Here is a 20,048-nt window from a genome sequence, read left to right on the forward strand (position 1 = left end):
ATAGGATGGAGGTATGATGGATTACCCGCGTATAGAACAGACTGAATTTGCCGCTCGACGTGAACGCTTAGCCGAGCAAATGGATGATAGCAGTGCTGCTATCGTACCCGCAGCAAGCTTACAGCCACGTAACAATGATGTTGAGTTTCCGTTTCGACAAGACAGCGATTTCTACTACCTAACAGGCTTTGATGAGCCCGATGCGGTCATGTTGCTCATTAAGCGAGCCGGTGTGGTGACCTATCATTTGTATTGTTTGCCTCGTGATCCTCACATGGAAATTTGGCATGGGTTCCGCCACGGGCCAGAAGGCGCCAAGGCAATTTTTGGTGCTGATGAGTCAGGTTCTGTAGAGGCGTTAGATGATAAAGTCCCAACGCTGCTAGACGGCATTGCTCAGCTGTATTTTTGTATGGGTAGCCACTTGGCTACGCAAGAGCGCGTAGAAGCATGGTTAACGGTTATGCGTCAGCAGGTGAGGCAAGGGGTACAAGCGCCGACACAACTGACGGATTTGGCACCTTGTCTGCACGATATGCGTTTAATTAAGTCCGAAGCTGAAGCAGCCGTCATGCGCGCTGCCGGTGAGATATCGGCACAAGCTCACATCCGCGCGATGCAAGCATGTAAACCGGGTATGAAAGAGTATCAACTCGAAGCCGTAATCACTCATCACTTTATGAATGAAGGCTGCCGTCTACCGGCCTATTCAAGTATTGTCGGTGGGGGGGAGAATGCGTGTGTTCTGCATTATGTGAGCAATCGTGACACGCTGCGCTCTGGCGATTTAGTGTTAATTGATGCGGGCTGTGAACATGATTATTACGCTGGGGATATAACGCGGACGTTTCCCGTTAATGGTCAATTTAGCGACGAGCAAAAAGCACTCTACGAGCTGACATTAAAGGCGCAGTATGCCTGTTTGGATATGATTAAGCCGGGAGTACCGTGGGAGGCAATCCATGATTGCTCAGTGCGCGTCATTACCGCAGGGCTAATTGAACTGGGTTTATTGTCTGGTCAGTTGGACGCGCTGATAGAAGAAGGCGCTCATCGTGAGTTCTACATGCACAAGCTGGGACATTGGCTGGGTATGGATGTCCATGATGTAGGTAACTATAAGGTTGATGGCCAATGGCGAACACTGCAGCCGGGTATGGTGATGACAGTTGAACCTGGTATTTATGTATCGCCATCCAACATGTCTGTTGATGCGCGTTGGCGTGGTATAGGAATACGCATTGAAGACGATGTATTAATCACTGAAACAGGGCATGAAGTCCTGACGGCATCGGTTCCTAAAACCGTTGATGAAATAGAAGCATTAATGGCGGCCGTATGACAGAAAAAAGTAACAAAGAGGCAAGCGCTGCAGATCAAACGTTCGATATTGTCATTATCGGTGGCGGAATGGTGGGTGCTAGCTTGGCTGCGGCGCTGCTGCCTGCCGCTCAGTCGCTTGATTTACAGATCGCCATGATCGAATCCCAGCCTTTACCGGATGACGATTTGACGGTTTACCAGCCTAGCTATGATGCTCGAGCCACCGCGTTATCTTATGGCACCCGATCATTATACGAGCATATCGGTGTTTGGCCGGCGATCGCGGAGCAAGCGACCCCTATCACCCACATTCATGTGTCGGATAAAGGCCACTTTGGTGCTGCTCGCTTAAGCGCCGAGCAAGAAAAAGTACCTGCTCTAGGGTACGTGGTAGAAAACCACTGGCTTGGGCGTGTGTTGCTTAATCATTTACAAACCCATACAAACCATGAGCGCCTTACGCCGATCTGTCCTGCTCACGTGTCTCATGTGGCGCGTGTAGAATCAGGTATGGAAGTAACCGTTGACATTAACGGCGTTGAGCAAGTTATTCGTGCGGCGTTGGTGGTGATGGCTGATGGCGGTCGTTCCGACTTACGTGAACAGTTAGGCATTGGCTATCAGCAAACTCAATATGATCAGCATGCTGTTGTAGCGGTTATTAGTCCCGATCGATCGCACAAAAATATTGCGTATGAGCGATTCACACCCGACGGGCCTGTTGCTGTATTGCCGCTTGCCACGCATGACCAAGATAACCGTTGTGGCCTTGTGTGGACAGTACCATCAGATGAGTTAGAAGAAACGCTTGCCATGTCGGACGACGCTTTTATGGCCAAGGTACAAGAGCGTTTTGGTTATCGTGCCGGGCGGTTTGTAAAAGTGGGAGAGCGGTTCAGTTATCCGCTTAAAAAAGTCGTAGCGGATGAACAGGTACGTTCAGGTTTAGCGATACTGGGCAATGCGGCGCATGCTTTACATCCGATTGCTGGCCAAGGCTACAATTTGGCTTTACGGGGTGTTGTTGCCTTGGCTCAACAATTAATTGATGCACGCCAACGCGGTGTTGGGCTGGGTGATCTTACAATGCTCCAAGCTTACTATCGTGCGCGCATTGATGATCAGGAACGTACGATAGGTTTGAGCGATAAGACGATGCGCTTGTTCTCAAATACAAATCCATTGCTCGCTTTGGGGCGTGATGTTGGCTTGCAAGCGATGGATATCTGCCCAATAGCCAAAACAATATTTGCCCGTGGGGCCATGGGCTTGGATATTCCGGCGCCAGATTTAACGGCTTCATAACAATGGTAACCACAATAGGGTTTAGGTATTAAAATGACAGTGCAGACGGCAGATGTCGTAGTAATAGGCGCCGGAATGGTCGGGTTGTCCGCTGCGGTAGCGTTCGCCCAACAAGGCTTACAGGTTGTTGTACTTGAACAAAAAACGAGTCAATTAGCACAGGCTATGTCCCAAGCGAAGGCTCAGCAAGATGTGGGCTATGATTCGCGAGTGAGTGCCTTGACCTGCGCGTCTGAGCAGTGGCTTAAAAGCTTAGGGGCGTGGCCATTGATGCAAGGTTTGCGTATACACCCTTACACAGATATGGATGTGTGGGATGGCGAAGGCAGCGGACATATCCACTTTTCCAGCCGAGAACTTCATGAGCCGCACTTGGGGCATATTGTAGAGAACCGAGTCACGGTGGCTGCTCTTATGGAAATAGCCGCGGGTTTGAAATCCCTAACCTGGGTGGCTGGCGTCAGTGTTGAAGCCATGAGTGATGTAGCAGCAGATGGCACTCGACAGCTAACCTGTAGTGATGGGCAACTATGGCAAACGGCGTTAGTGGTCGCGGCTGATGGCGCCATGTCTGGGGTTCGTCGCATGGCGTCGATTCCCATGTGGGAGTGGGACTACGGCCATCATGCAATTGTTACGACGGTTACCACTGAAAAGCCCCACCGTAACACGGCGTGGCAGCGTTTTACGGATGATGGCCCGTTGGCATTTTTACCGCTCAGTGACCCCCATTCTTGCTCCATTGTATGGTCAACGTCACCGGATCATGCACGAGATCTGATGTCAGGCGACGACCAAAGTTTTTGTGATTTGCTCACGCGTAGTTTTGAGCAGCGCTTAGGTCAGGTGCAAACAACCGCTGAGCGTTCGGTTTTTCCGTTGCGTCAGCGTCACGCCAAATACTATGTTAAGGCCGCTCTGGCGGTTATTGGCGATGCGGCCCACACCATCCATCCCTTGGCAGGGCAAGGCGTTAATTTAGGGCTAATGGACGCCGCTGCTTTGGTGGAAACGGTGCTGCAGGCGCGCGATCGGGGTGATCAATGGAGCAGTGAAGCGGTTTTGTTACGCTATCAACGCCAACGGCAAGCGGCGAATATTCAAATGTCTGCGGGCATGGAATTCTTTAAACAATTATTTGGGCATCAGCAGCCGTTGCTTAAGCTTATTCGTAACACGGGAATGAATACGCTGAACAAATTATCTCCGATAAAACAACATATTGTCATGCAGGCGATGGGGCTTAAAGGCGATCTGCCCGCTATGGCTCAACGTAAAAGCGGATGAATAAAACGATACGGGCTGGACTAAAGAAGCATCGTGCGGCAGGCTCAAGCATTGATCTGCTGCGCAAATCCCTATAAATTGACCTCCCTTTTTTATTTTCGGGCTTAGGGTTAGCGCTGATTCATGGCTTAATAAGCTCTACATGCAACAAACACCAGCGAGTTTGTGACGAATGGCAAAGAAGACTGCGTTGTACGATCTACACCAATCCATGGGTGCTAAAATGGTTGATTTTGGCGGCTGGGATATGCCGATCAACTATGGCTCTCAAATAGAAGAACACAATAAAGTACGTCAGGCATCAGGCATGTTTGATGTTTCTCATATGACAATCGTCGATGTTACTGGCGCCGATGCGGCTGATTATTTGCGCCGCTTGCTAGCGAATGATGTCGCTCGTCTTACCGTGAAGGGTAAAGCGATGTATAGCGGTATGCTCAATGACAATGGTCATGTCATCGACGATCTCATTGTATATCTAATGAGCGAACCTCATGTATCAGGTGAGTGGTTTCGCGTCGTCGTAAACTGTGCAACACGTGATAAAGATTTGCGGTGGATGGCTGAGCAAGCAGCACGCTTTGATGTGGCCTTAACCGAACGACCCGAATTGGCGATGGTTGCCGTACAAGGACCTGAGGCGATAGCGTTAACTAAAACAGTCTTGAGTGAGTTCCGCCAGCGTCTGATTGATGGCCTCGACGTGTTCCAAGGTTGCGAGTCGGAAGGTTGGTTTATAGCCCGAACTGGTTATACCGGTGAAGATGGGTTAGAAATTATGGTTCCTGACGATGAAGTGGTCGCTTTTTGGCAAGCATTAGCCGATGCAGGTGTGTCACCCTGTGGTTTGGGCGCGCGTGATACATTGCGCTTAGAAGCGGGTATGAACCTATATGGCTCTGATATGGATGAAACGGTTACGCCGTTGCAGTCGGCTATGGGCTGGACCATAGCTTGGGAGCCTGAAACACGCCAGTTTATTGGTCGTGAAGCGCTTGAAGCACAAAAAGCGGCGGGTGTACCTGATAAGCTAGTAGGGCTAGTATTAGAACAGCGTGGCATTTTACGCGGTCACCAAAAAGTAATCGTGGAAGGTTTAGGTGAAGGTGAAATTACCAGCGGTAGTTTTTCACCAACGCTCAACGTATCAATTGCATTGGCGCGTGTTCCAGCCGGAACGGGTGCAGAAGCTATGGTTGATATGCGTGGCAAACAAGTGCCGGTCAAAGTGGTTCGTCCACCTTTTGTCCGTCATGGCAAAAAAGTTTTTTCTTAACCTCCTTAGACAGGAACCGGGAAGATGAGTGATATTCGTAACGAACTGAAATATGTATCTAGCCATGAGTGGATCCGTGATGAGGGTGATGGCACCGTCACTATCGGTATTACTGACCATGCGCAAGATTTGCTAGGTGATGTTGTATTTGTTGAGTTACCGGAAGAGGGCTCAGAAGTAGGCGCAGGTGACGACGCGGGTGTTGTTGAGTCTGTGAAAGCTGCATCAGATATTTATGCGCCTGTTTCAGGTGAAGTGGTTGCTGTTAACGAGCAGCTTGAAGAGTCTCCTGAGCTGGTTAATAGTGATCCTTACGGCGACGGTTGGTTCTTCCGTCTTAAGTTGTCGGATGCTTCTGAACTAGACGACTTGCTAGACGCCGCGGCGTATGGCGAGCTGTGCGAAGACGAAGAATAAGCGCTAAGGTAGCCAACACATACCTAACATAGCTTATGTGTGGCCTACTAGCCTTACTAAAAAACCCCGGAATTCCGGGGTTTTTTGTGCCTGCTGTGTAGCGTAAATACTAGCTGCGGTTGTGTGTTTGCTCGATACCAGCCGCGAGATCTCTTTCTGCTGCCGGGTCGAAGTGGACACCAGCATCATCTACCGTACCGGCGAGTGGATCATCATAGATGGTGGTATCCAGCTGGTTTTCACTTTTTGCGACAACGACTGACACGACAGCATCGCCTGAGATATTAACGGCGGTGCGGATCATGTCGAGCAGGCGGTCAACACCCAGGATTAAACCAATACCTTCGATAGGTAAGCCAACTTGGGCGAATACCATCGATAACATAATTAAGCCCACGCCAGGCACGCCTGCGGTACCAATTGACGCTAATACCGACATCATAATAACGGTTAAATACCCGCTCATGCCAAGTTCGACATTGTAGATGTTAGCAATGAATACCGTTGCAACCCCCTGCATGATGGCCGTGCCGTCCATGTTGATTGTTGCGCCAAATGGTACGGTAAAAGACGCCACGGAGTTTTTAACCCCCATTCGTTCGGTGACGGTACGAAGGGTCACGGGGATCGTCGCATTCGAGCTGGAGGTACTGAATGCGAACACTTGTGCGTTACGGATTTTTTTAAGAAAGACGAAGGGGCTAAGGCCAGAAAAGAGCTTGAGGACAACTTGAAGCGTTACAAACAGGTGGAATAAAAGAACACCAATCAGAACAAGCACGTACCCTAATAGCTGACCCAGTAAATCTAAGCCTAGGTTTGCCATCGCTTTCGCAATCAAACAAAAGACCGCATAAGGTGCGACAGACATGACGATAGTTACCATTTTCATCATGACTTCATTTAGCACTTCAATAAAGTCAGCAACGCTACTGGCTTTACGTCCTACTAGCAAAATGCTGGTCCCAAAGAGAATAGCGAAGAAGATGACTGGCAGCATGTCGCCTTTCGCCATGGCATTAATAGGGTTGGTTGGAACAATGTTGATGAGCACATGGCTCAGTGGAGGTGCGTCTTTACCAGTAAAGACCGCTTCAGAAACGGCGTTCATACCTTGCCCAATACCCAAGCCTGCGGCAATAATCAAAGCGGACGCAATAGCCACTGCGGTGGTAATTAAATAAAGTACAAAGGACTTAGAGCCAATACGCCCTAATAATTTGATATCGCCGATGCCGCAAACGCCGCAAATTAGTGAGAAGAACACTAATGGCACAACGAGCATTTTGAGAGCGTTAACGAACATGGTTCCAACAACATGGAATAGTCCGTTAGTCAGGTAGCCGTAAATCCATCCGTCAGGAGCGTTGAGCCCCAGTAGGTTAATGGATAATCCGACAACTATCCCTAGTAGCATGCCAATTAGGACTTTAATGGTAAGACTCATACACACCTCCGTGTTAGTTTAGATCACAATACCATTGTCATCCGAGTATGACTATTCTGAAATATTGCCCTATTTATCCGTGATAAACACGCGCTAACGCAGAGATTATCGACCTGACCTTAGCAAGGGTGTAAGCTTAACCTTAATTATTTTTTATCCCGGCTAAGGCCGGGATTGTCGTCTAAAGCGTCTGTCGAGAGTGTCATGTCTCTAAATACCTTAATTTTGAATAGTGGTGCTGACCGCCGTCTGCGCGCAGGTCATGTGTGGATTTACAGCAACGAAGTCGATAACAAACGTTCACCGCTCAAACAATTTGCGCCTGGCGAGCAAGTGCTCGTTGAATCAAGCCAAGGTAAAGCGATGGGCATTGCTTATATCAACCCTAATACGTTGATTTGTGGGCGTATGATCAGCCGCGATACGCGTTACCGTCTTGATCGCTCCTTATTGGTGCATCGTATCAATATTGCATTATCTTTACGTGAAGCTTGCTTTGATAAGCCGTGTTACCGCCTTGTGTTTGGTGATTCTGATGCTTTACCCGGTCTGGTGATTGATCGCTTCTTTGATGTGTTTGTTGTACAGATTTCCACGGCTGGAATGGAAGCGGCTGTGGATGAAGTGGTCGCCGCTTTAAATAAGATCTTTACGCCGCAGGCTATTGTTTTACGGTGCGATGGTAAAATGCGCACAACAGAAGGGCTGGAAAGCTACATTGAAGTAGTGCAAGGCGAAGTGCCTGAGCTATGTCCGCTGGAAGAAAACGGAGTGCCCTTATTAGCACCTATCTTAACGGGTCAAAAAACGGGTTGGTTCTACGATCATCGTGACAGCCGTGCCGAGATGCAGCGCCATGTTCAAGGTAAGCGAGTACTCGACTTGTTCAGTTACGTGGGGGGCTGGGGTGTACAGGCATTAGCTGCTGGAGCTGATGAAGTCACCTGTGTGGATGCCTCTGAAACAGCCTTAGAAGTCGCACTAGAAAATGCACGTATCAATAATGCAGATGACCGTTTTGTCGGCTTAAAAGGAGATGCATTTGATACTTGCAAAGCGCTAATACAAGAGCAAGAACGCTTTGATGTGATTGTTGTGGATCCGCCTGCATTTATCGCCCGTCGCAAAGACATCAAAAATGGTGAGCGGGCGTATGCGCGTATCAATAACATGGCGATGCGTTTATTGAAAAAAGACGGCATATTAATTAGTGCCTCATGCTCTATGCATTTAGAGCGCGCTAGCTTGATTGATATTATCCGCAGCAATGCACGCGAGCTCGATCGTACGGCACAGATCTTCCATCAAGGGCACCAAGGCGCAGATCACCCGGTACATCCCGCGATCCCAGAAACGGACTATTTAAAATCTTTTAGTGTTCGCGTCTTACCGGGGAGCTAAATGGCACTGAGCTGGTCATACCAGTGATTCAAACGTCAGCAAATAAGGAGAGGGTATGCAGTATCGTAAACTAGGTAGTAGTGATTTAGCCGTGAGCCGCATCTGCTTAGGCACTATGACATTCGGTAATCAAAACACGGAAGCGCAGGCGCACGAGCAATTAGACTACGCCGTCGCTCACGATGTGAACTTTATCGATGCTGCCGAAATGTACCCCGTGCCGACGTCTCCAGAAACACAGGGCCGAACAGAAACTTACATTGGCAACTGGCTTAAAAAACGTGGCAAGCGGGATGATTTAATCATCGCAACCAAAGCGGCTGGCCCCGCAGAAATGACCAGTTACCTGCGCCCTAATTTACACTTTGATCGCCCTAATCTGCGTGAAGCCATTGAGAAAAGCTTGCAGCGTTTGCAAACCGACTATGTCGACCTCTACCAGCTACATTGGCCTGATCGTCAAACCAACTTCTTTGGCAAATTGGGTTATACACATGACGCCTCTAAAGATGGTACGCCCATCCTAGAGACTCTGCAGGTGCTCCAAGAGCTGGTGGATGAAGGAAAAATTCGTCACATCGGCCTCTCGAATGAAACGGCTTGGGGAGCTATGAGCTTTCTAAAGTACGCCGAGATGCACGATTTGCCGCGTATTGTGAGTGTTCAAAACCCATATAGCTTATTGAATCGCTCGACCGAGGTTGGCTTGGCTGAAGTAATGCAGCGCGAGCAGGTAGATTTGTTGTCTTACTCACCCTTAGGGTTTGGCGTATTGTCGGGTAAGTACCTAAATGGGCAAATGCCAAAGGGATCACGCTTATCATTGTTCCCAAGCTATGCGCGCTATACAAATGAAAACGGTATAGCTGCGACGCAAGCTTACGTATCACTCGCGAAAGAGCATGGCATCGATCCTTCGCAGCTGGCACTGGCGTTTGTGAATTCGCGCCCATTTTTAGCATCTACTATTATCGGTGCCACCACCATGGAACAGTTGGCTATAAACATCGCGTCTGATGATGTTGAACTAAACAGCGATATTCTTGAAGCAATCGAGACTATCCACCAACGTTACACATACCCGTGTCCGTAAGCCAATGACGCTTAACTAAAAGAGCCTACACGGCTCTTTTTTTATGTGTGCTTGCCCTCAAAGCAGCATAAACAGGGCTAATAACTCATAGCTATTATCAATATAGCTAGATCTCATTGGGCAAAACTCGTAAACGCGTTAATACTGAATGTAATCCCTATCGGGAAAACAAACAGAGGTTATCGACATGTTTAAAGTAAAACACTTAATGAGCCATCAGGTTACGCCCCTAACCATGGAAACATGCCTCACTGATGCCGTCGATCAGCTACTTTCAAGTGGTTTCTTGGGGTTGCCTGTTGTTGATGAAAAAAAGCAGCTGGTGGGCTTTCTATCAGAACAAGACTGTATCAAAGCATTGATCACTGACAGCTACCACTGTGATTCACACATCCAAGTGAAGGATATTATGCACAAGAACCCCTTGTTCGTATCGGCTGAGTTATCCATCCTAGAACTGGCGACCATCATGGGGAAAGATAAGCCCAAAATCTTCCCTGTGGTGGATGATTTTAATCGTATCGTGGGGATCATCACCCGCTCACAAGTCATGTCATCGCTTAATCAGTCCCTAAAAGGGTGCCGAGTGGCGTAGGTACATAAATAGTCAACGTGGAAGTAAACACCGCAGTATGGATGATTAGTCTGTACTGCTTTTGTATGCGTACCGTCTGGCACTACGTTAGACTTCTCACAATAAACCTACAGATGCTCTCAACGGGTATAGGTCAAATTCCTATTTTTAGGTAGGAGGTGGTTCGAGAAGCGATACCCGACTACAATATTGGTCTTCTTTTCGCACATAGAGCAGGACGCTCGTAAGGTTAGATCATGGAATGGGATAAAGCATACAATGATATTTTCGCGACCAATAAACGCATTGCAAACAGCGAAGCTATACAAAAAGCTAAGAACCTAAAACCTGTTGTAAATACGCCCGCATCACCACCTCAGGGTGTCCCTCCTGGTTTTTCTAGCAAAGGTAACCCAGAGAAAATGGAGTACTCTCCATTACCTGAAGGGAGAATACCATTATTACCGCTTCGCTTTGCGTTAAGTAACGAGGCTATCCTCAAGACGAGAAAGAGTCTTCATAACTGGGTTAGTCATGGATTTTAAGTAGATTATCGAAAGTGCTGATTTTTAGAATGTTTTGGTAAAGATAAAACTTATCTTAATGTGGATAAGAAGGTTTGTAATAAGGTTGCGCGTTATGCTGGAAGTCGTCGTATTTATATCCGGGTTAAACTGTTTTATAAGGACGTCAATTTTTCCAATAACAGTGAATGGTTATCTTTAGAGCTGAGTGGTGTGTAATGCCAATCTTTTATATGAACGGAAAAAAACTGTACGCGGGCGATGCACTACTGAAGTTTAAAGAATTTATTCAGTATTTTGGCTTAAAACGCAGTTTTCGTTATGTGAATGGATGCGTTGTTTTAGAACCTTTTATGCAGATGTGGGTGCGATCGCTATTTGTTATGTTATTTACGGTGGGAATGATCTTTTTACTGTTGAGTGGCGCTCTAGGTACTGGGAAGGGTTCTATAATCGATGAATTGCGTTGGTATTATGATTTTGATGATCGTGCTTATGAAGCAAATGTTCAGGCGTGGGATGATTTTGACCCGAATAGTGAAGTTGATATGAGACTTTTTGAAAGTTCAAAACGCTATTGGAAAACCCATAATCATATACCTCCAGACTTAGCCCCGCTCCTCATCGCTACTGTTCCATTACTCATCAGTCTCTTTCGCCGTCGTGAGGCCTTGGTGGTCTTCGATAAAAAGCGACGTCTTATTTACACCGTTAAAGACGGGAAGGTTTACTATCACAAAGTTTATGACCTTAACTATCTGCCCTTCACAACGAATACGGGGGCGATATCGGCCAGCTCGTTAATCATTCCGCTGAATGTTGGTTTATATAAATGGAAAAACCAGAAGTGTCTGATGGATAAAGAGGTGTTCAGTACAGGGATTTTCTACCCCGACAGTAATTGCCAGCAGCAGTTTTTGTGTATATTGCTGAATGCTTATTTTAGCAACCAAAATAAAGATACCGGCGACGCATGGCTTACCTCCATCTTAACCACTGGCCCTTCAAAAAAGTTTCTAGAATTTTTGGATAAAATCGTCCTGTTTAGTTTTAGAAAACGAGAAGACCCGTTCTCTCCAGAGGTGCAAGCGGTTGTCGATCAGATTATGGTCGAGTTCAAGGACCTGGAAGAGGGCGATATGGATTTTGAAGCGTTCGACTTTAGCTATCGTAAGCCGTTAGGTACGCAATGATCTCTTTTTCTACATGAACGGCAAAAAGCTGTACGCGGGTGATGCGCTTATTCAGTTTAAAGAATTTATTCAGTACTTCGGCTTAAAACGTAGTTTTCGTTATGTGAATGGATACGTTGATATTTCCCCTGACAAAGATTCGCCTTTGGAAGAGCAAAATCAGGTTGATAGTCATGTCGACTAGGTCTGTAGAGTAGATGAAAAATATCATTAAATTTCCCGAGTATCTATCTAGATCTAACAAGGTAATTGCATTGTTAGTCTTTTTTTTGTTTTCGGCAGGCGTTTTATTAAGTGACTATGTAAGCACTGGGTATGGCGATGAAAAATATAATATAGATATATTCGATGAGATGTATGATGATTATATATATATGATTTCAAAAAATTTGTGGACATAGAATGGGTAAAACATAAGGAAATGAATGTGGATGTTTATGCAAGTGTTGAAGATTTATATCAGGACTTATATAACTCACATAGGAAAATGAACCTATCCCATAAAATATCGAAATTATTATTCTTTTATCTATTTCCTGTTTACTGTTTATTATTTTTTCTCTTCTACCCCAAAATGCACCCTATAGTGGTTAACCGCTCCAAAGGCATCATCTACACGGTACGCCGGGGTCAAGTCTACTTGTACAAAGTGGGTAAAGTAGAAGAAAGGCAGACAGAGCTCATTCATAAAGACGGAGAGCCGGTGCTTACTTACAAATCGATGGGTTGCACCACGCTGTGGCTTGATTCGATTAAAACGGGGAGACGGAAAAAATTCTATGCTGGCTACTACCCGCCTAGCCCATTTATGGCAGGTGATATATTTTTTAAAATATGTGCAGCATTGATGGATAACCATATTTTTCCTGACAAAGATTTACCTTTGGAGGATAAATGGAAGCCAATCCGTTGGCTTTTTGAGATATCTTTATACCCTTCATTTCTGCATAAGAAGGTTGACCACCCCACCTATTTAGCGCAGATAGAGGCTTACTTAGATGCGCACCCAAAATGCTGAAAGCTATGATAGTAAATCACCGTCAAACTAAGGTATGCCTTCCTTACCTTAGTTTGTTAAATTATCAGCCACTACAACTCTGTTTCGGCCTTGGTTTTTAGCAGAGTAAAGGGCTTTGTCAGCTAAGCTTAACGATTCTTCAACTGTAACTTCGCTATCAACAGACCAAAAAGAAAGGCCTAGCGAGATGGTGATGTTGTGTACGTTGTCTGGCATTTCGCTCAGTTCTGTATTGGCTCGTAAACGCTCTGCGAGGACGGTGGCGGCCTTAAGGTCTGTTCCCGGTAATAACATAAGGAATTCCTCTCCACCTGAACGACACAGTACGTCAGCACCTCTAAAACTGTCAGTCATGAGTTTGGCTACCAACTGAATGACCTTATCACCCATATCATGCCCAAAATTGTCATTGATACGTTTAAAGTGATCTATGTCGATAGCAATTATTGAAAAAGATTTATGGTTCTTTTGTAGCTCGGTAATCATGACTTTTAACCCACGGCGGTTATAAAGCTTTGTCATGGGGTCTGTTAATGAATCCAAGTTAAGTTTGTTTATTCTTTGGTTAACTAAGTTCATTCCGCTTAATAAAGCCTGCTTAATCCTGTCGGCTTCAAAATACCATGAGCGTATACTGCGTATTCGATCATTGATGAAATGTGAGTCAAGGTCTTCTACGGCACTCGCTAGTTTGCCAAGAGGCTGCGAAATTAAGTAGGTGCAAAACCAAATAAATACCAACGTTAATATCGCCAAAGGAACAGTATTAATAATCACTTTTTTAATCTGGGAATTAAGCTCAGCTAACGTGATCGACACCGGCTTTTGGGCCACTACGCCCCACCCACTAATCGGGATATATGCATAGCCTGCAAGCATGTCTACCCCTTTACTGTTAACCACTCTGTCTGCTCCCGAGTTGCCTTTAATAACAGTATCAATAACGGAGTTGTTTGTAATAATCTCGCCCACCCGGTTGGGGTGATAGATAAGCCTTTTATGTTTGTCGACGACGTACAGGTAAGAGCTATCACGATGATAGTGCTCACCTAGAATAGAGTTTAAAATGTTTTCTTTTTCTAAATAAAATGACCCGCCCACATAACCTAAATAGCGTTTATCAGCCGAAAAAATAGGATAGCTTTGTACAATAATATAATTATTTACTGCTGATATATAAGGATCACTGATAATCGGTTTTTTGAGCTCTATTGCTTCGATGGAACCGGCGGAACGTATTTTTACTCCTTTTAACGGTATGCTCGTTGGGTGGAATGAGAGCATAGTCCCATCATTTCTCACCACAAAAACAGAGTTGAAGTTATTATTCTGCATTAATAATCGCTCTGTTTCTGCTGTTAACACAGCGTCATCATCCATCTTGTCTTGTAGCGTTTTGGCACTGTAGGCGAGCTGCTGTTGGCTGGATAAAAGGAATTGCTCTGTACTATAGGCGAGCTTAGCCGCATATACTCTGTTTGACTCTAGAGTATTGTTGATTATTATTTCACGCTGGACACTATAACTTGCATAAATAGTGTTTATAAATGTAATGATCGCAATAAATATAGAAAGTAATAATATTAATCGCTTTAAATCAATACGGAATTTAAAAGGTGAAGGCATGGTTATCCATTAAATATTTTACTTATATAATTTACATTTTTAATAAAATATTTTATTAAAACAGTTTTTAAAAATTTGGGTATATCCTTATTTTGTATGCTGCATACAAGCGTTTAAAACCCTTAACGCTTGTAGCACTATAGTTGAAAATAGAGTGCGATGCACAATAAAAAAATCGATAGTGGTGCACATAAAAGCGGATTCTAAGCCTCTGAAGCAGGGCGATGAAGCGGTTTGATACGCCTTTGTATTACCAAAACTTATCGAGTATTCCTCGAATGAGGGAGTTTGATTGAAATCAAGGTGGCTGCTATCAAGAAGGCCGTCGAAATCCATAGGCATGCTTGAAGGCCTGAGCTACCTTGGCCTGCTAATTGGAAAACCCAGCCAGAGAGCACAGTACCTATTAAGCGTCCCATCGCATTGGACATGTAATAGAAGCCTACATCTAAGGACACACCATCATTACCTGCATAGCTGACAATAAGGTAGCTGTGCAACGAAGAGTTTACAGCAAATACAGCGCCAAAAAGCGTGAGACCACAGATGAGTAAGGTTGCAGGGTTCAGCTCTAGCATCAGACCTATGGCAATCAGCCCTGGTAATACCGTTAGTGATAACGCCCACCATGTTGCACTGAGACCGTCAGGCACTTTACCTGAGGCTTTACCGGTAATACGAGGGGCAAATGCTTGCACTATTCCGTACCCAATCACCCACAAAGCTAAAAAGCCGCCAGTTTGGCTGTGATTCCAATCGAGTGTTTGAGAGAGAAAAACAGGCAAGGCCACAACAAACCATACATCGCGGGCACCAAATAAGAACATTCTGGCGGCCGACAGAATATTGATCGCCGGGCTTTTCGAGAAAATATCCCGAAATTTCGGTTTGTTTTTGGCTTTACCCAGATCACGTTTGAGTAAGAGTATGCTCAATATCCAAACGATTGCTAGCGCGCCCGCCATGGATGCCACTGCCCCAGAAAAGCCAAGTACAGAGAGTAAAAAACCTCCTAGGAAAAAACCGATGCCTTTTAATGTGTTTTTTGAGCCTGTTAGTAGAGCAACCCAGTAATACAGTTTACCTTCTGCTTCAGGGGGAACCAGTAGCTTTATTGAGCTTTTGGCACTCATCTTGTTGAGATCTTTAGCGATACCCGATAAAGCTTGAGCCGCCATAACCCATATGACTGTTAACCACGAGCTAGGCACTAACAACATAGCTAGCGCGGCCACTTGCAACGCCAGTCCAATATTCATGGTGCGATTTAGCCCCATGTGCGCCCCAATCCAGCCGCCTACTAAATTAGTAATGACACCAAACACCTCGTAAAACAAGAAAAGCAGAGCAATGTCTAGAGGGGAGTAACCTAGGCTATGAAAGTGCAGCACAACTAACATGCGCAAAGCACCATCGGTAAGCGTAAACGCCCAATAGTTACCGGTGACTACTAAGTATTGACGAATAGCAGGGGGCAGGTGGCTTAGCATTTATGAGCATCCTACTTTTAAGGTGAGCTCTGCAGTTCGATTAGCATAACCCCACTCGTTGTCGTACCAAGTATAGAGTTTCACCTGCGTACCGTTGACCACCATAGTAGATAGGGCGTCAATGATGCTAGAGCGAGGGTCCGTTTTGTAATCAATAGAAACCAGAGGGCGTTCTTCATAACCTAGGATACCGTTTAGATCACTATCGGCAGCGGCTTTTAGTAAGGCGTTGACTTCTTGGACGCTGGTGTCGCGTTCAACCTCAAATACACAGTCGGTTAATGATGCGTTGGCTAAAGGTACACGAATGGCATGTCCATTCAGCTTACCCTTAAGTTCCGGAAAAATATGCGTAATAGCCGTCGCAGATCCGGTTGTTGTTGGGATAAGGCTCATCCCGCAGGCACGCGCTCGGCGAAGGTCTTTATGGGGAGCGTCCAAAATAGTTTGTGTGTTGGTGATATCGTGGATTGTCGTCATGGAGCCATGTTTGATGCCAAGTTGCTCATGGATGACTTTGACAACCGGTGCTAAACAGTTGGTGGTGCAAGACGCGGCGGTCACGATTGGGTGCTGAGCGGGATCGTAAAGATGGTCATTAACACCCATAACAATATTGAGAATGCCGTCCTCTTTAACCGGTGCAGTGACTACAACGCGCTTTACGCCTTGATCTAAGTAAGCTTGAAGTAGCGCTTTGGTTTTCATTTTTCCGGATGCTTCAATCACCACGTCACAAGCTGACCAGTCGGTCTCTTGTATTGCCTTATTGTGGCTTAAGGTGATTTTATGCTGGCCAATTAACATCGTATCTTCTTTAGCTGTCGCCTCATGCTCCCAACGCCCATGCACAGAATCAAAGTTCATTAGATGAGCCAACGTTGCTGCATCGCCAGCAGGATCATTGATATGAGTAATGTCGATATCATCTTGATTAAAAATGGCGCGCATCGTTAAGCGGCCCATGCGACCAAAGCCGTTAATACCTATTTTGATGGTCATCGTTTTTACCTCTCTAAACAGATTGTTTATCCATAGTAGTGGTCATAAATGCATGCTTTATTACACGTTTATGCTTTCTGAAGACGGCCTTGAGTTCATGCTGTTTAAGCGTCTTGCTGGTGTTTCTAGTAATTGTGAGCTGTGCTCTCGCGTGGTTCTTAGTATGTCTCGCATCCAGTCATGTAAGAGAGGATGAATACGGTAGAAAACCCACTGCCCCTGTCGCCTATCTAAGAGCAAGCCTATTTTTCGTAATTGACTGAGGTGCCTTGAAATTTTTGGCTGAGGGAGGTCGAGAGCTTCCATGAGTTCACAAACGCACAGTTCACCTTCTTGCTCGATGAGCAACAGACTGAGCAGGCGTGTTTCATCGGCTAACGATTTATAAAAGTCCAGCGGTTGCAGCGGTTTGATTTCAGAGCTTATATGCTTGCTGTTCACTAAGACGAATAAGCGTATGCGCTCACTCAGCTCCTGTAGCGTAAGACCAAAAGCTCGTGGGTCACTACTTGCTTTAGGGTCCGGGAAGTCCCAAGCCATGACCACACCGTTGCCGGGCCAATGGCGGCATTCACGATGGGCCTTGTCACATAAACTAATAACAAAGTCGAAGCGCTGATTTTCTAGGCTTTCAATCGACTTTGATTTGAGATCTTTGGTTTTTAAACCAAAATTTTGCAGTACCTCTAGGGTACGAGGATCTATTTCAGAGGGTTCTGTGCCAGCGCTACATACTTCAAATTGATCACCAGCAAAGTGCCGTAACAAAGCTTCTGCTATTTGGGAGCGAGCAGAATTAGCCGTACAGACAAAAAGAACCCTTTTCATTACATAACCTCAACATAATATGACCCGGATTGTATATATGAAAAAACATATATGCAAATTTTAATATGTGTTGGGTTGGATATAAGAAGGTCATCTGCAGAGGTTATCGAGCGCTTCATTAGTGGAGTTGATGAAGGTGTCTGTGCCGTCAGTTAACGCTTGCTTTCAGAAGGTAGAAATCTATTGAAAGCCTTTAGTCGGCTCCTCCGATTACCCTGATCATATTTTTATCGGTTGGCTGGGCGCAAAATAGATCGGTATATCGTAGGGTTGCATTAGCATGCTCGCGCATGATCGCTTCAGCACGCGCGCCTTGGCCGTGTGTAATCGCATCAAAGGCGGCATGATGTTGCATGTGTGCAAAATTAAATCGACGATATTCACGGGCTAGGTCATGTCGATCAATTGCCAGAGAACTCACAGAAGCAAATGGCATGTGTTCATTACGGTTGAGTGCAGCGGCAATCGTTGAGTTGTTACTCGCTTCGATGATTAGCGAGTGAAAGCGCTTATTTAAGTCGTGGTATGTCTCTAAGTCTTCTTCGGTGACATACCCTTTAGCGAATAAAGAGTCGCCCAACTCTAGGCATGTTTGTAGTTCTTGTTTTTGCTTTTCGGTCACTCCTTTTTCGGCCGCTTGACGAGCGGCTAAGCCTTCTAGAACTCCTCGTACTTCTACTGAATCGCAAACCTCGTCTCTGGTTACTTCTCTTACCCTATAGCCTCGGCGTTCAAGTTTAATGAGTAGGCCTTCTTGCTCCAGTGTTCTAAAAGCGATTCTTATTGGTGTTCGCGATACCCCTAAAGCCTCTGCGGTTGGTATTTCGGCAATACGTTCGCCTGCTTTGAGTTCACCCGATAGGATCATCTGCCGTAGGGAACTGAGTACGCGTTGACCTGGTTTGCTCATTTTAACCTCATAAATATAGCCAATGTCCTAATAAGACCGTCTTCACATTGAGTCATGTCCACAGTGGATGTTAGCACCATATTGGATCCAATAAACCGTTAAGCACTTGTTTTGATAGGCCGTGAGTATGAAGCTTTTAGTGATGAAATAGCGTTTTTTAATGATTAACTGTCATCTATGGATCCAATAATGTGTGTTTTTATTGACAATATGGATATTTGATGGAAAATTGGATCCAATAATTCTAAAAACACGCTGGGTCCTTTCTATGTTTCTAAAAAATACTTGGTATGTCGCCTGTACTGCTGATGAGGTGACAGACAAACCCCTAGGACGAACAATCTGTGGCGAGCGGATTGTGTTCTATCGAGGTAAAGAGAACCAAATAGCAGCCGTTGAAAACTTTTGTCCGCATCGAGGAGCGCCACTATCGCTTGGGTATGTGGAAGATGGGTTACTGGTTTGTGGTTACCATGGCTTAAAAATGGGGTGCGGGGGTAAAACCGAATCAATGCCTGAGCAGCGCGTTGAGGGGTTTCCTGAGATACGTGCCTATCCAGTTGTGGAGCGCTATGGCTTCATTTGGGTATGGACCGGTGAGGCGGCGTTAGCGTCTCCTGATGAAATTCCAGAGCTAGAGTGGGCTGAGAACCCTGAGTGGGGGTATGGGGGAGGGTTGTTTCATATTAACTGCGATTATCGGTTGATGATTGATAACCTAATGGACCTAACCCATGAAACGTATGTGCATGCGAGTAGTATTGGTCAAAAAGAAATAGACGAAGCGCCGGTCTCCACAAAGAAAGAGGGGATGAGTGTCACAACGAGTCGTTTTATTGAAAATATAATAGCTCCACCATTTTGGCAGGCTGCCTTGCGTGCAAATAATCTGGCGGATGATGTTCCTGTTGATCGTTGGCAGATCTGTCGTTTTACACCGCCTAGCCATGTCATGATTGAGGTGGGCGTCGCTCACGCCGGTAAGGGCGGATATGATGCTGATCCGGCCCACAAAGCCAGTAGTATCGTGGTGGACTTTATTACACCTGAAACAGAAACGTCGATTTGGTACTTTTGGGGAATGGCACGCCAGTTCAAACCGGATGATCAGGAACTGACCGCTCAAATTCGTGAAGGACAAGGGAAGATCTTTACCGAAGACCTCGAGATGCTTGAATCTCAGCAGCAAAACCTCTTAGCGCATCCTGACCGAAGCCTTCTAAAACTTAATATAGATTCGGGTGGGGTTCAGTCGCGACGAATCATTGATCGTTTGCTGAAAGCAGAAGGCCGCCTCAATGAAAGTTGAACGCATTTAATCAATCTAACCATCT

Annotated in this window: 19 protein-coding genes; 13 read left to right on the plus strand and 6 right to left on the minus strand. The window is 45.8% G+C overall.

The window, feature by feature from the left end; all coding sequences use genetic code 11:
- Positions 1–13: 13 nt before the first annotated feature.
- The 5 genes from pepP to gcvH all read left to right on the plus strand — a co-directional run bounded on the left by pepP (position 14) and on the right by gcvH (position 5,608).
- Positions 14–1,342, plus strand: coding sequence for a Xaa-Pro aminopeptidase (pepP, locus tag BS617_RS16190; RefSeq protein ID WP_075174030.1), 1,329 nt, complete (start codon positions 14–16; stop codon positions 1,340–1,342).
- A complete protein-coding gene (gene ubiH, locus BS617_RS16195; RefSeq protein WP_075174031.1) occupies positions 1,339–2,628 on the plus strand; it encodes a 2-octaprenyl-6-methoxyphenyl hydroxylase in 1,290 nt (429 codons plus the stop codon). Before pepP ends, ubiH begins: the two co-directional genes overlap by 4 nt.
- 33 nt (positions 2,629–2,661) lie before the next feature.
- Positions 2,662–3,915 carry a UbiH/UbiF/VisC/COQ6 family ubiquinone biosynthesis hydroxylase gene (locus BS617_RS16200; protein WP_075174032.1) on the plus strand — a complete coding sequence of 418 codons (1,254 nt, stop codon included), beginning with the start codon at positions 2,662–2,664 and terminating at the stop codon, positions 3,913–3,915.
- A 172-nt stretch (positions 3,916–4,087) separates the two neighbouring features.
- The gene (gene gcvT / locus BS617_RS16205; RefSeq protein WP_075174033.1) at positions 4,088–5,191 is read left to right on the plus strand and encodes a glycine cleavage system aminomethyltransferase GcvT; all 1,104 of its coding nucleotides are present in this window, start codon (positions 4,088–4,090) and stop codon (positions 5,189–5,191) included.
- Positions 5,192–5,215: 24 nt separating this feature from the next.
- A complete protein-coding gene (gcvH, locus tag BS617_RS16210; RefSeq protein ID WP_075174034.1) occupies positions 5,216–5,608 on the plus strand; it encodes a glycine cleavage system protein GcvH in 393 nt (130 codons plus the stop codon).
- Positions 5,609–5,717: 109 nt separating this feature from the next.
- On the opposite strand, the gene BS617_RS16215 is transcribed toward gcvH, so the two are convergent.
- Entirely contained in the window at positions 5,718–7,055 is a 1,338-nt protein-coding gene (locus BS617_RS16215; protein ID WP_075174035.1) for a dicarboxylate/amino acid:cation symporter, read from the minus strand.
- Positions 7,056–7,259: 204 nt separating this feature from the next.
- Between BS617_RS16215 and BS617_RS16220 the strand changes: the two genes are divergently transcribed.
- The 7 genes from BS617_RS16220 (at position 7,260) to BS617_RS16250 (ending at position 12,858) form a co-directional block, all read left to right on the plus strand.
- Positions 7,260–8,456: a class I SAM-dependent rRNA methyltransferase gene (locus BS617_RS16220; RefSeq protein WP_075174036.1), complete on the plus strand. Its 1,197-nt coding sequence runs from the start codon at positions 7,260–7,262 to the stop codon at positions 8,454–8,456.
- 55 nt (positions 8,457–8,511) lie between these two features.
- Entirely contained in the window at positions 8,512–9,549 is a 1,038-nt protein-coding gene (locus BS617_RS16225) for an NADP(H)-dependent aldo-keto reductase (RefSeq protein WP_075174037.1), read from the plus strand.
- Between the two features lie 187 nt (positions 9,550–9,736).
- Positions 9,737–10,144, plus strand: a complete 408-nt coding sequence (locus BS617_RS16230; RefSeq protein ID WP_075174038.1) for a CBS domain-containing protein — start codon at positions 9,737–9,739, stop codon at positions 10,142–10,144.
- A gap of 236 nt (positions 10,145–10,380) precedes the next feature.
- The gene (locus tag BS617_RS16235) at positions 10,381–10,668 is read left to right on the plus strand and encodes a hypothetical protein (RefSeq protein ID WP_075174039.1); all 288 of its coding nucleotides are present in this window, start codon (positions 10,381–10,383) and stop codon (positions 10,666–10,668) included.
- A 197-nt stretch (positions 10,669–10,865) separates the two neighbouring features.
- A complete protein-coding gene (locus BS617_RS16240) occupies positions 10,866–11,840 on the plus strand; it encodes a hypothetical protein (RefSeq protein WP_139303232.1) in 975 nt (324 codons plus the stop codon).
- Between the two features lie 13 nt (positions 11,841–11,853).
- Positions 11,854–12,024 (plus strand): hypothetical protein, encoded by a 171-nt coding sequence (locus tag BS617_RS18290; RefSeq protein WP_170870374.1) that lies wholly within the window; start codon positions 11,854–11,856, stop codon positions 12,022–12,024.
- A 243-nt stretch (positions 12,025–12,267) separates the two neighbouring features.
- On the plus strand, positions 12,268–12,858 hold the full coding sequence (locus tag BS617_RS16250; protein WP_075174042.1) for a hypothetical protein: 591 nt from the start codon (positions 12,268–12,270) through the stop codon (positions 12,856–12,858).
- Between the two features lie 48 nt (positions 12,859–12,906).
- Here the strand turns inward: BS617_RS16250 and BS617_RS16255 are convergent, their stop codons facing one another.
- The 5 genes from BS617_RS16255 to BS617_RS16275 form a co-directional block, all read right to left on the minus strand.
- Entirely contained in the window at positions 12,907–14,484 is a 1,578-nt protein-coding gene (locus tag BS617_RS16255) for a sensor domain-containing diguanylate cyclase (RefSeq protein ID WP_075174043.1), read from the minus strand.
- Positions 14,485–14,744: 260 nt separating this feature from the next.
- On the minus strand, positions 14,745–15,974 hold the full coding sequence (gene arsJ / locus BS617_RS16260; RefSeq protein WP_075174044.1) for an organoarsenical effux MFS transporter ArsJ: 1,230 nt from the start codon (positions 15,972–15,974) through the stop codon (positions 14,745–14,747).
- Entirely contained in the window at positions 15,975–16,976 is a 1,002-nt protein-coding gene (locus tag BS617_RS16265; protein ID WP_075174045.1) for an ArsJ-associated glyceraldehyde-3-phosphate dehydrogenase, read from the minus strand. It abuts the gene before it with no gap.
- Between the two features lie 60 nt (positions 16,977–17,036).
- The gene (locus BS617_RS18545; RefSeq protein ID WP_075174046.1) at positions 17,037–17,804 is read right to left on the minus strand and encodes a metalloregulator ArsR/SmtB family transcription factor; all 768 of its coding nucleotides are present in this window, start codon (positions 17,802–17,804) and stop codon (positions 17,037–17,039) included.
- Between the two features lie 193 nt (positions 17,805–17,997).
- A complete protein-coding gene (locus BS617_RS16275) occupies positions 17,998–18,714 on the minus strand; it encodes a GntR family transcriptional regulator (RefSeq protein ID WP_075174047.1) in 717 nt (238 codons plus the stop codon).
- 268 nt (positions 18,715–18,982) lie between these two features.
- On the opposite strand from BS617_RS16275, the gene BS617_RS16280 reads away from it, so the two are divergent.
- Entirely contained in the window at positions 18,983–20,023 is a 1,041-nt protein-coding gene (locus BS617_RS16280) for an aromatic ring-hydroxylating dioxygenase subunit alpha (protein WP_075174048.1), read from the plus strand.
- Positions 20,024–20,048: the final 25 nt, after the last annotated feature.

This window comes from Neptunomonas phycophila (assembly GCF_001922575.1).
GTDB lineage: Bacteria > Pseudomonadota > Gammaproteobacteria > Pseudomonadales > Balneatricaceae > Neptunomonas > Neptunomonas phycophila.

Bases quoted from the DNA above. Each gene is read 5' to 3' on its own strand.
- pepP (WP_075174030.1), top strand. From the start codon at position 14: ATGATGGATTACCCGCGTATAGAACAGACTGAATTTGCCGCTCGACGT.
- ubiH (WP_075174031.1), top strand. From the start codon at position 1,339: ATGACAGAAAAAAGTAACAAAGAGGCAAGCGCTGCAGATCAAACGTTC.
- BS617_RS16200 (WP_075174032.1), top strand. From the start codon at position 2,662: ATGACAGTGCAGACGGCAGATGTCGTAGTAATAGGCGCCGGAATGGTC.
- gcvT (WP_075174033.1), top strand. From the start codon at position 4,088: ATGGCAAAGAAGACTGCGTTGTACGATCTACACCAATCCATGGGTGCT.
- gcvH (WP_075174034.1), top strand. From the start codon at position 5,216: ATGAGTGATATTCGTAACGAACTGAAATATGTATCTAGCCATGAGTGG.
- BS617_RS16215 (WP_075174035.1), bottom strand. From the start codon at position 7,055: ATGAGTCTTACCATTAAAGTCCTAATTGGCATGCTACTAGGGATAGTT.
- BS617_RS16220 (WP_075174036.1), top strand. From the start codon at position 7,260: ATGTCTCTAAATACCTTAATTTTGAATAGTGGTGCTGACCGCCGTCTG.
- BS617_RS16225 (WP_075174037.1), top strand. From the start codon at position 8,512: ATGCAGTATCGTAAACTAGGTAGTAGTGATTTAGCCGTGAGCCGCATC.
- BS617_RS16230 (WP_075174038.1), top strand. From the start codon at position 9,737: ATGTTTAAAGTAAAACACTTAATGAGCCATCAGGTTACGCCCCTAACC.
- BS617_RS16235 (WP_075174039.1), top strand. From the start codon at position 10,381: ATGGAATGGGATAAAGCATACAATGATATTTTCGCGACCAATAAACGC.
- BS617_RS16240 (WP_139303232.1), top strand. From the start codon at position 10,866: ATGCCAATCTTTTATATGAACGGAAAAAAACTGTACGCGGGCGATGCA.
- BS617_RS18290 (WP_170870374.1), top strand. From the start codon at position 11,854: ATGAACGGCAAAAAGCTGTACGCGGGTGATGCGCTTATTCAGTTTAAA.
- BS617_RS16255 (WP_075174043.1), bottom strand. From the start codon at position 14,484: ATGCCTTCACCTTTTAAATTCCGTATTGATTTAAAGCGATTAATATTA.
- arsJ (WP_075174044.1), bottom strand. From the start codon at position 15,974: ATGCTAAGCCACCTGCCCCCTGCTATTCGTCAATACTTAGTAGTCACC.
- BS617_RS16265 (WP_075174045.1), bottom strand. From the start codon at position 16,976: ATGACCATCAAAATAGGTATTAACGGCTTTGGTCGCATGGGCCGCTTA.
- BS617_RS18545 (WP_075174046.1), bottom strand. From the start codon at position 17,804: ATGAAAAGGGTTCTTTTTGTCTGTACGGCTAATTCTGCTCGCTCCCAA.
- BS617_RS16275 (WP_075174047.1), bottom strand. From the start codon at position 18,714: ATGAGCAAACCAGGTCAACGCGTACTCAGTTCCCTACGGCAGATGATC.
- BS617_RS16280 (WP_075174048.1), top strand. From the start codon at position 18,983: ATGTTTCTAAAAAATACTTGGTATGTCGCCTGTACTGCTGATGAGGTG.